This window comes from Methanooceanicella nereidis, assembly GCF_021023085.1.
GTDB lineage: Archaea > Halobacteriota > Methanocellia > Methanocellales > Methanocellaceae > Methanooceanicella > Methanooceanicella nereidis.
Window position 1 is genome coordinate 85,992 of record NZ_PGCK01000006.1, and the last position, 11,394, is coordinate 97,385.

The window sequence follows — 11,394 nt, forward strand, 5'->3', positions numbered from 1 at the left end:
TATTTCTTTTTAACAAACAAAAAATTGTAATCAGCAAATCCTGAGTTAAAATCTCTCCGTAGCTCTTTCTTTTATAAACCATATAGTCGATTAATCGATTTACTTCATTTTTCGGGATGATACATAAAACTAAATTTATAAATATCTAACCCCAGATGATTAATATATAATTTACTACATATCTAGAGGTTAATATTATTTATTCGCTATAATTTCCCTATACCCTATTTATTTTATTATATAGATTAATCGTTTAATATAAAACAGTTTATTTTGTATATATTCTGACTGATACAATAATTATTTAAATCATGAACTAATCTACGTCTTTTATTAGATGTGCTTCAACCTTTGCGGCATCTAACACACGGTTTTCAAAGGGTTTGCTTCTAATTATGTTGAATAACTCGGATATTTTTGTTTTATCAATATCTGAGTATATTGACTCTTTGTCTATTTTATCAAGTAGCTTGAAAAATTCCTCATAGAACAAGTTAGGCTTATACATTAAATCTGTTTGGTGTTGACTATATTGTTTGTGTAATTCAATTAAAGCATCAGTATGGAATAGCACTACGTTTCTTTTTCCGTGCCATAATTTTTTTCGATTTAATGCAGCTGCAAAATTTTGGAATACTTTAGGGTCTATAGAATTAGAAATAATAATATAATTGTTCAGTTGTTTGTTGAAATTTTTTAATTCCTCAGAATTAAGTGTTGCACGGATATATCTCCAAGCCTTATCAATTTCGCTTTGGTCGAGATTATAAGTATCTTTCTGAGCAAGCTTACAATCCCACTCAAATACTCGCTTATATTTTTTATCAGTTTCGTACTCTATACCAACAAAGCCTTCCGGAACGAATTTCCCTCCAGCTTTATAAGCACTTGGGAAAATTTGTTTTAATATATTAAATACATCAGTTTCAAACTCTTTTGGTTGATATTTATCAGGTTGTGATATTTTTTTATTAAGCGAATTATATGATACGCGCGCAGCTCTAAAAATTTTATCTAATGAATAAGCCTGTAAACGTTCAAGACGATCCTCTATTCCATTTAAACATAAATCTTCATTTATTACAATATCGCTTAGACTTATTTGTTCAAAGAGTTGCTCTTCCATATCGGAAGTATTAACGATATGAGAAATATTCACAAAAAGAATAGGTAATCCTGATTTTACTAAATATTCAAGAATATTTTTATTAACTCGGGTTGAGTTTAAATGAACAAAAACTGGTTTGTTATTAAGTAATATTTCATTAACTTTAAAATCAGTTTTCTTTATAGTAAATACTCTATCATTCCATCCTATAACTTTAGTACTTTTCGCAAAAATATTCTGTAAAAATTTACGTGTTCCTCTTTCTGAAACTTTGAGTTGGACAACTTCTTTTAATACATATGTCCGTGAATCGCAGTCTCGACAATAATTTATTTCTTGATGAGAATACATCTTATGCCCACAATTAGTGCATTTTAATTGATACTCGTTATTTGTAGTTATTATACCAAGTTCCATAAGTTTTTGGATAGCATCCATTTGAAATTTTCTAGGATTATCTATATGTTCTTCTGATAGTAAAAAATCAAATACGTGTTTTTGGGTAGCCATTAAGTGAGTGGGATCAAGAGGGATATTTAACCCAATTCCAAATCTTTGCGTAAATAATGTTGAAAAATCTTGACGCTCATCGTCTTTCAATTCTTTGTTATTTAATTTTAATGTTACAGTACCATCCACATTCTCAAGAATTTTTATAGTTTTTCGTTTTCCATTACTTTTTGTTTTTGAATAACTTACAGTAAATTGATCAATGTCTGATAGGTTATTTAATATAATAATATCTCTATCGACTAATTCGGTTATTGCCTTTGAAATGTCACTTCCACCTACGAAATTATCGATTTCGACAGGGACACCTTTATCAAGTTTTGAGTGTTTTGCTTTTAAAGATATTATTTCAAACTCATCACTTTTGTCCGTATTCCTTAATCGATTTATAAAAGTTTCTAAATTTCCTTTTGTGGGTGTTAATGATTCATCGATAAGTTCCAATGAAAACTGTGTTTCGATTATTTTTTTGATGCTCTCCAAAATTTTAACACTTCTAGATCTTACTTCGCGTATTTCGAAATACTGTTGGTGTACTTTTATAAGTAGATATCTTGAAGGTTTTATTCGCTTGTGCCCCGAAGTTGTTTGAAATACTCTATCTCCGACTTGTTTATCAAAAATAAATATTGAATCTGTTGAACCAATAAACCGAATCTTCTTTTTACCCATGTACCAATTTTTTGATGATAATTTTTTTGCAAAGGCAAAGGCTTCTTCTGAAAACTTTTGTGTTATGTCTCCAGGTAGACCCGCATTGCATTTATATATCGTACCAGTCGAAGCTGCATTCCAATTATGATAGATAAATATGTTAAGAAGGTAGTCTTTTGAAGGTTTTAAGAATAAAATTAACAGATTTATAAATAGATTTTGCGACTTATCTATTTCTGAGATTCTATTACAATAATCTAAGATACTTTTTTCATATTTATCAAAGAACAGAAATAATAATGATACTTTTAATGCATTTTCTGATTCAATAATAGATTCTATATAATGTTTTTCATCAATTATTTTTGGTGGATCCAGATTTAAAATTTGATGTATGGATTTTAACTCTTCTATTGAGAAAGTTTCAAGACGAGATATTAGTTGTTTCTTACCGTTACTTTTCCAGCGTTCAGATAACAGTCCGTAGTTAATCTCTTTCTCATACCAATATTGATCAATTTTTTTGTCTTTATTTTTTATTTCTGACATTGCTTACGCTTAAATTATATAAGTAGGATTTATTTTAAAATCCATAATAATTTTATATAAGCGATTACCCACCCATTAGTAACTTATCAATACCTTTATATTAATTTATTTACACATTTATCGTTTTCTATAATAAAGAGGGTGTTGCGTAATTTGGTGAAAAATATTTGGGGGTATCTTGTCTAGTCGTTTTTATGACCAATAAAAACCTTTGTCTAGCTTTGCAGATACCCTATTCGTGTTTTGATTGTCATATTAAAATAGTTTCTGACGTGTCTCTTCGTTTGTTGGAAGCGGTTGATTGTCCTTGTTCAGATTTTTAGAAGAACGCAGCGAAGGGGAAGGCCTTGTTTTCATAATAAATTGGTGTTGATCAAGGCTCTAGTCTACAAAGAAATCTCGAGGATAAATAATATTCGGGAGTTGGTAAGAATCCTGAATCTGGATTGGGAAGCCTGGCCATATTGTTTAAAGGAGTCGTGATCCGGTCAATGTGTTTGCTTAGTAGTTTTTTGAATTTGCTAAAAGGGCTATAGTCAGGCAAACTGTTAAGACCAAAAATTTTTACAATATTTTTATCACTCCCCAGGACTTTTACCAGTTGTCTAATACTCCCGATCTTTATCAAATCCCGGTATAATAAAGCCCTGAGCATAGCCACCTTGCTATGAACAGGACGCCTGCCACGAGAGTTACACTTCTCAAGAAACTTGAAGAAGCCCAATCAACCGCTTCCAACACAGCAATAATAACATCAGAATGTATTTTACACCTGCAATCCAGACAAGAATAGGGCTTCTGCAAGCCCATAACAACGTTTTTATTGGACATAAAAACGCCTATGGCAAGAAGCCCCAAATACTTTTATCTAATTACGCCACATCCTCTAATTAGATAGTTATTCCTAATAATATCTCTATATACTTTTTTTAATTACCTATGAAATATTTATAATGTTATTTATTCGTTATATATTTTTATGAGATTAAGAAGTACTGAAGCAAATCGTGCGACTATATGGATTGAACTACAAGAAAAAATAAATTTTTGCGATCTTGGCGGGTTAATAATTGGTGGTAATCAGCAAGCAATGGAATCGGAATTAATCACTAGACGGTTTGATATTCCACTTACGGGTATAGAAGCACTACAACTTGATGATTCCGAGGTTTTAGACGATATTGATACATTTTTTAAACCTAGTGAATTGGAAAATAAATACTATTTAATGACTGCTCTTGAAGGGCCATTATATGTGATTGTATATGCTAACGATGTATTTCATATTTTTGAAGTAGTTGAGAGTTTATCGGAATCTACGTCTATAATACTGAGTAAAAAAGAAACGTTAGATTCCGAAGGGTTTGTTAAATGGTGGAGTTCACGCAAGAGGACAGAGCAGTATAAGGCTACTTTCGAAGCAAGACCATTACAAAATAAAACAATTTTTGATAATGTTCTAGAGTCTAAAGGCGTTGCCTGGGGAGGGAACATTGATGGAGCAATTATTGATGAAGAAGGCAACATATCTGCAATTATTGAAATACGTCATTCTAGATCTTTCGCTATAACCAGTTATGATCCAAATAACTTTTTCAGGGGGACTTTTAGAAGACCGGGGGACTATATGACTTGGCTTCCATTGGTATATTTTTCCAGTAGAATTAATATCCCCCTATTTTTAGTTACATTCAGCGATGTCTCCGGATCTGAAGGGAAATGTGGGGTTGCAGTAATTTCTAGTATGAGTAAAAGGGGCCTAAAGTATAAAAATGGTCCGCCGAACTCTAATATATTAAATTCTAGTAATGAACTTAAAAAATGGATTGAAGATAATATAAATGAAGACACTCCTACACTCAATATAGATTCATAGATGATACGCTGTAGTATTATCTTCGGAAGATATTGATTTAATAAATTACTTTCAATGTATATGAGGTAATCTACTAAATATTTATGAAATAAACATTATCAATAGTATTAAATTAGGGAATACCCTTATCTATAAAAGTATAATTAATGCGTAGGTAGGCTATAAAATGGTTGGAGCTCATGTTGATAATATAAAAGTCGAGAAAATTAACGTTTCATCAAATAAGATTGATTGTGAAAAAATTAGGGCGTTAAAGTCCATATTCCCTGAAGTTTTTTCTGAGGGGAAGATTGATTTCGAAAAGTTAAAAACAATGTTAGGGGAATTCGTTAATTCTAATAGGGAAAGATATTATTTTACCTGGGCGGGTAAGAATGAGTCAACTAGCCTTATGCAGACTCCAAGTATCAATACTTTGAAGGTATGTGAGAGCGAATCCGTAGATTTTAATAAGACTAATAATATTTTTATTGAGGGAGATAACCTTGAAGTATTAAAACTTTTATATAAATCGTATTTTGGCATGGTTAAGGTTATTTATATTGATCCTCCCTACAATACTGGTTCGGATTTTATTTATGAAGATAATTATAAGGACCCTTTAGGTTCTTACTTAGTTTATACTGGACAAAAAGATTCAATGGGTAATGCACTTACAAGTAAACCAGAAAAAAATGGTCGCTATCATTCTTCATGGCTTTCAATGATGTATCCTCGATTATTTTTGGCCCGGCAATTGTTAACGGAAGATGGTGTTATCTTTGTTAGCATAGATGACCATGAGGTACATAACTTGAGAATGATAATGAACGAGATATATGGGGAAGAAAACTTTATAGCCAGTATTGTGTGGCAGAAGAAAGCAAGTCCTCAAAATGATGCTACGTACTTGTCTGATACTCATGATTATATCTTAGTGTATGCTCGAAAAGCTAAAGAGACTAAGAATGATCCGAATGGTTGGGATATGCAACTTTTACCGAGAACAGCAAAACAAGATGCATTATATAAAAATCCAGATAATGATCCAAGGGGAGACTGGGCATCAGGAGGTCTTGATGTAAAGACATACTCTGAATCATATGATTATCCTATTACAACCCCATCTGGTAGAATAGTATATCCACCAAAAGGTTATTGTTGGCGAGTGTCAAAAGAACGATTCCAAGAATTGGTAGCTGATAATCGTATTTGGTTTGGTGAAAAAGGAGATAATGTACCGCGAATAAAACGATTTTTATCTGAAGTACGGCAGGGTATAGTACCTACTACATGGTGGAGAAGAGATGATTGTGGCGATAATCAGGAAGCAAAACAGGAATTGAAGAGTTTAATGCCTGATGTAGATATAATATTCGATACTCCAAAGCCTGTTAGATTAATTAAGAGAATACTTGAGATAGCAACCGTAAAAGATGAAAATAACCTGGTTATGGATTTTTTTGCGGGATCCTGTACGACTGCACATGCAGTTTTAGAATTAAATCAAAATGACGGGGGAAATAGACGTTTTATTATGGTACAACTTCCTGAACCCACTAATAACAATAAATTCCCGACCATATCTGAAATAAGTAAAGAACGTTTAATGTGCGTTATTAAAAAATTAAATGAATCGGATGCTCAGACAAGTTTAGAATCGTTCAATAAAAATGAAGATAGAGGTTTTAAAGTATTTAAGCTATCTAAATCAAACTTCAGGCAATGGCAACCTTTATCAAATGATGTGAACGCTGAAAAATATATAAAACAAATGGAATTGTTTAATGATCCAATAATAGATGGCAGTAGAAATGAAGATGTTATTTATGAGGTCGCTTTAAAGGAAGGATATGACCTTAATTTAAAGATAGAAAAAATAACGGGAGTTAATGCACTTGTATGGAAGGTAAAGGATGTAGAAAAGAATCAATATTTCTATATCTGTTTAGAAGAAAACATTGACTTCAATATTATTAAATTATTAAATCTTGAGGCAAATGATTTGTTTATTTGCAGAAGTATTGCTCTTAATGACACGGCTTCAGCTAACTTGGCTTTACAATGTAGACTTAAATTAATCTGAGTGGGTATAATGGAATTCAGGTTTGATGCAAATCAAGAATATCAGCTTCAAGCTGTAAACTCTATATGTGATTTATTTATTGGTCAACCAAAAGTTGAACTTGAGTTAATATTTGGAATATCCTCTATAGCAAATAGACTAGATATAAGTGATGCCGATATCCTGGAGAACTTAAAAAATGTTCAGAGTGGTAACGGGATTAAAATAGATGATTCACTGGATAAAATTGAGGCAGAAATAAATACTGCAAATGGAACTATATTATGCAGTTTTCCTAATTTTTCAGTGGAGATGGAAACCGGAACGGGTAAAACATACGTATATTTACGAACTATATTTGAACTCTATAAGCAATATGGTATGCGTAAGTTCATAGTTGTTGTACCAAGTGTTGCGATACGTGAAGGTGTCATTAAAACTTTAAAAATTACGAAAAAACATTTCCAAGAATTATATAGTAATATCCCATATCGGTTTTATACATATGATTCTGCGAGTTTAACAAGGGTGAGGCAATTTGCACAGTCCGATAGTATTGAAATTATGGTAATGACGATTGCGGCATTTAACAAAGATATCAATATTATCAAGCAGTCAACCGATCGACTCCAAGGCGATACCCCGATACATATGATCCAAGCAACTAGGCCCATTCTAATTCTGGATGAGCCGCAAAATATGGAAAGTGAAAAGAGTATTGCTGCATTATCTGCCTTATTCCCACTCTTTGCTCTTCGTTATAGTGCAACACATAGAAATCCGTATAACGTCATATATAGATTGACCCCTTATGATGCTTATAAGAAGAATCTTGTAAAAAAAATTGAAGTTGCATCTGTGATAGAGAAGGATGGATATAATAAACCATTTATAAAAATAATGAATATGGATACTAATAAGAATACAATAACTGCGAGTTTATTAGTACATAAATTGAAAAAAAATGGTAGTGTTCATGAAGCAATTATAAAAGTTAAACCCGGCGACTCCTTATTGAGTAAGACACTGAGGCAAGAATATGAAAATTATATAGTAGATGAGATAAATCCTGGTAGAAAGGCTATAATATTTAGTAATGGTGTAGAACTTTCAATAGGCGAGACAGAAGGTTTGGATAAAAATGCAATATTTAAAGCTCAGATAAGCACTACAATTGAAGAACATTTTAAGAAACAAGTATGGCTAAAAAAGAATAATATTAAAGTGTTATCTTTGTTCTTCATTGATCAGGTAAATAACTATATTTCTCATGAAGGCATAATCCGCAGACTTTTTAATGAATCTTTTAATCAAATAAAACTAAAATATGAGGATTGGCTACAGGTAAATCCTGAAGAAGTTCAGGCTGCCTACTTTGCACAAACTCGCAAAAAAGATGGTACAATAATATATGAAGATAGTACCTCAGGTATTTCAAAGAAAGATGAAGAAGCTTATAATCTTATAATGAAGGATAAGGAGAGAATTTTATCGTTTAACGAACCAGTTTCTTTTATCTTTTCTCATTCCGCATTAAGAGAAGGATGGGACAACCCTAATATTTTCCAAATATGCACCCTCAATCAAACTTCATCCGAAATAAAAAAACGTCAAGAGATTGGACGAGGTATACGACTCGCAGTGGATCAATCAGGACAAAGAGTACACGATGAAACCATAAATGTACTTACAGTAATTGCTAACGAGAGTTATGATAGATACGCAGAAGCTCTACAAAAAGAATATGAAGTCGAATATGGTACGGATGGTATACCAGATAAACCCGGTAACGCTTATAAATCTGTACAATCGAGACTACGGAATCAATTTATTTTATGCCCAGAATTTATTGAGCTTTGGGATAGAATTAAATATAAAACTCAATATTCAGTCGACATCGATACAGACAGCCTGATAAGAGAAGTAGTTGAAGACCTTGATAAAATCGAAATAAAACCACCTCGTATCATAACCGTCAAAGCATCACTTAAAGTAGAAGATGAAAAAAATAAGGATGTAATGAAATCTTATCAGATAGGAGCAGAAAAATTAATGGAAATAACTCCAGGACAATACCTGCCTGACATCGTTAGTGTAATTATTCATTTATTAAGAAATTCATCTCCGCCTATATGTTTAACGAGAAACACTATATTAGAAATAATAAAATGCACAATAAAAAAACATGAAGCAATTAAAAACCCGCAAGAATTTGCTCTAATTACTGCTAGACTAATTAAAAACAGTATCGCAGAGCAATTAGTTAATGGTATAAAATACGAAAAAAATGGCAAATGGTATGAAATGCAACAGTTTGAAGAAATTATTAGGTTTCCAGATAATACATTTATTCCATCTGAACGTTCTATATATACTTATGTGAAATATGATTCGAATGTAGAGAAAGAATTCATTAAAAAGTTAGATGAAAGAAAAGATGTAAAAATGTTTGTCAAATTACCAAGTTGGTTCCTAGTATCAACACCAGTGGGTAACTATAATCCCGATTGGGCAATAATAATGGAAGAAAACAGGGAAAATCAAAATATTGTAAATAAACCATTATTATATTTGGTAAGAGAAACGAAAAGCCAAGATTGGGATAAAAATCCTCGTAGAATTGAGAAGTATAAGACAAGATGTGCAGAGAAACATTTTAAGAATGCACTAAATGTTGATTATAAAATTATTGATAATGCAGATCAACTACCTTAATAATAAATTTTCTACGTTTGTATAATTTGAAAATTGTTTGGAATATGTTGGACGGAACAAATTCGACTGTCAAATTCAGGCTAGGTTAAAAATTTTATGTAATTTTTTCATTCATTATTTCTTTTATTACTCTTTCCATGAGCTGGTTTCGTTCTGTAGGTGAAAGTGTTAATTTTCTCATAAGGGGATTCATTGATTTGGCCCATATCTAGAAGATGATGATAAAATGTGTTAATGCATGTCTAAAACGTATTCACAGATAACTTTTGTATTTCTTTTCATTCAATAAATAATCTAAATAGTTAATTATCTCATCACGAGATACGTGATCTAATGGCTTTCCTACATAACGATGAAAATTCGTAAGATGCGATCTATAATTCTTGACAGTTTTTGGACTTCTGAATAATTTTAACTCTTCCAAGTATGCTTCTATTATGTCCATACTTTTACCTCCAAAAATTCACTTAAATTTAAACTACAATTTCAAATGTAGCTCTTTTTCAACTTTATTGCACATCTCAGATAATCGACTTTAACTGCTTTTTTCTTTTTACCTTTTTTGTGGCCATAGAGTTTAGTCGCCACAGCATCAAGTCTGATTTCCAAGTCATCAGGTATATCAAATGGTATTCTACCCATACTTTCACTTAATAAGTATATGATATAATTATATTTAATATGAACATATAAGCATAATTATTATAAATTTACGTTTTTTAAAATACGAATATCGTTTACTTGAATGATGAACCTGATCTACAGAGATTATATATGCCAGCTATAACTTCAAAAGTCAATAATAAATCGTATTTTGTAAAAGATGCGTAAAGTACTAATTCGTTACATTAAAATTGATGAGAAAAAGAAGTGTAAAGATATTTGTGATACTTGTCCTGGATATATCTTTGAGAATAGTTGCGATATCTTTTAATGCGATATAGCTTTAATGACAATATGAATTCTCGAGTATTCTACCATAGTATTCCTCAAACCTTTTATAATTTAGTTTAAGTTGTATTTTAGGTCTTCCCATTGGTGTTTTTAGCTTTTCTTCTTCAATGATACCCATGTTATTGAGTAAGTTTTTTCTTCTTGACAGTGTTGACGTTGACGTTATATTATTAGTTTTAGCCCAATAGCTTAACACATAAAATTGTTCTTGGTTTTTTGCAGCTGCTATTAATACTATTGTAATTATATCAATTGTATTTTTCCTAAAAAGTGTATATTTACCATGTGATATTTGTTCAACAATAGTTTGATAGTCATGTATTGTTTGGTCTTTTAATTTACCTACCATTGTTTTACAAATATTATTAAGTAGTAGATCTGTTTTCATTTTATCAGCTAAATTCTAAATTTCATTAGGTTGTATTTAAGTCTAATCTTACCAAAATAAAAGTATGAACTCTAATAAAGTTATTTTAAACTAAAATATATATAATAATGATATTTTATAAAAATAGTCGAGTTTAAATCGAATTTGATGGTTTTCTCTATATATTGTCATATTTTTGCCTACTAGTTAACTTTAAAGTGAATCTACCATAATTTAGTTTTTTGATTTTTCGAACTGAATCATATACTGTTTCGTTAGGCGTTATTAATTCTTTACCATTAATTCCAAAATCATACTCATAAGCTACAGCAAAGTCAATTATTAAAAATTTACTACCTAATTTATAATATATCACATTGTTCTTGTATGAAGTCAGCAAATGTTGATCTTTTTAATATAACTTCTAGTCTTTATAAGATATTATTTTCTTGATATATTCGAAAAAACATGTTTTAATTTTTTTATAATAGAAGTTAAACAACTAACGGGGAAACGCACCTTGTAGTATAAAACGAAAATAGATTTAGTTCAGGCATACAGCAATAACATATTAATAAGAGCTTGTTAAATAAGTATATACAATATATTAGTAAACT

8 protein-coding genes are annotated in these 11,394 nt (G+C 30.8%); 3 read left to right on the forward strand and 5 right to left on the reverse strand.

The window, feature by feature from the left end; translation table 11 throughout:
* Window positions 1-316 precede the first annotated feature (316 nt).
* Together CUJ83_RS08435 and CUJ83_RS15910 are read right to left on the reverse strand one after the other, a co-directional pair.
* Window positions 317-2,821, reverse strand: a complete 2,505-nt coding sequence (locus tag CUJ83_RS08435; protein ID WP_230741858.1) for a hypothetical protein — start codon at window positions 2,819-2,821, stop codon at window positions 317-319.
* Between the two features lie 373 nt (window positions 2,822-3,194).
* A complete protein-coding gene (locus tag CUJ83_RS15910) occupies window positions 3,195-3,545 on the reverse strand; it encodes a transposase (protein ID WP_369423991.1) in 351 nt (116 codons plus the stop codon).
* A 255-nt stretch (window positions 3,546-3,800) separates the two neighbouring features.
* Between CUJ83_RS15910 and CUJ83_RS08440 the strand changes: the two genes are divergently transcribed.
* The 3 genes from CUJ83_RS08440 (at window position 3,801) to CUJ83_RS08450 (ending at window position 9,456) form a co-directional block, all read left to right on the forward strand.
* Window positions 3,801-4,697, forward strand: coding sequence for a hypothetical protein (locus CUJ83_RS08440; protein WP_230741859.1), 897 nt, complete (start codon window positions 3,801-3,803; stop codon window positions 4,695-4,697).
* 166 nt (window positions 4,698-4,863) lie between these two features.
* Window positions 4,864-6,762, forward strand: a complete 1,899-nt coding sequence (locus CUJ83_RS08445) for a site-specific DNA-methyltransferase (RefSeq protein ID WP_230741860.1) — start codon at window positions 4,864-4,866, stop codon at window positions 6,760-6,762.
* 9 nt (window positions 6,763-6,771) lie between these two features.
* Complete coding sequence (locus tag CUJ83_RS08450) at window positions 6,772-9,456, forward strand: restriction endonuclease (RefSeq protein ID WP_230741861.1); 2,685 nt, start codon at window positions 6,772-6,774, stop codon at window positions 9,454-9,456.
* A 253-nt stretch (window positions 9,457-9,709) separates the two neighbouring features.
* Here the strand turns inward: CUJ83_RS08450 and CUJ83_RS08455 are convergent, their stop codons facing one another.
* The 3 genes from CUJ83_RS08455 to CUJ83_RS08465 form a co-directional block, all read right to left on the reverse strand.
* On the reverse strand, window positions 9,710-9,901 hold the full coding sequence (locus CUJ83_RS08455; protein ID WP_230741862.1) for a phage integrase N-terminal SAM-like domain-containing protein: 192 nt from the start codon (window positions 9,899-9,901) through the stop codon (window positions 9,710-9,712).
* Window positions 9,902-9,942: 41 nt separating this feature from the next.
* Window positions 9,943-10,098: a hypothetical protein gene (locus tag CUJ83_RS08460; RefSeq protein WP_230741863.1), complete on the reverse strand. Its 156-nt coding sequence runs from the start codon at window positions 10,096-10,098 to the stop codon at window positions 9,943-9,945.
* Window positions 10,099-10,402: 304 nt separating this feature from the next.
* Window positions 10,403-10,798: a transcriptional regulator TbsP domain-containing protein gene (locus CUJ83_RS08465; protein ID WP_230741864.1), complete on the reverse strand. Its 396-nt coding sequence runs from the start codon at window positions 10,796-10,798 to the stop codon at window positions 10,403-10,405.
* Window positions 10,799-11,394: the final 596 nt, after the last annotated feature.

Bases quoted from the DNA above. Each gene is read 5' to 3' on its own strand.
- CUJ83_RS08465 (WP_230741864.1), bottom strand. From the start codon at position 10,798: ATGAAAACAGATCTACTACTTAATAATATTTGTAAAACAATGGTAGGT.
- CUJ83_RS08435 (WP_230741858.1), bottom strand. From the start codon at position 2,821: ATGTCAGAAATAAAAAATAAAGACAAAAAAATTGATCAATATTGGTAT.
- CUJ83_RS08445 (WP_230741860.1), top strand. From the start codon at position 4,864: ATGGTTGGAGCTCATGTTGATAATATAAAAGTCGAGAAAATTAACGTT.
- CUJ83_RS08440 (WP_230741859.1), top strand. From the start codon at position 3,801: ATGAGATTAAGAAGTACTGAAGCAAATCGTGCGACTATATGGATTGAA.
- CUJ83_RS08450 (WP_230741861.1), top strand. From the start codon at position 6,772: ATGGAATTCAGGTTTGATGCAAATCAAGAATATCAGCTTCAAGCTGTA.
- CUJ83_RS08460 (WP_230741863.1), bottom strand. From the start codon at position 10,098: ATGGGTAGAATACCATTTGATATACCTGATGACTTGGAAATCAGACTT.
- CUJ83_RS08455 (WP_230741862.1), bottom strand. From the start codon at position 9,901: ATGGACATAATAGAAGCATACTTGGAAGAGTTAAAATTATTCAGAAGT.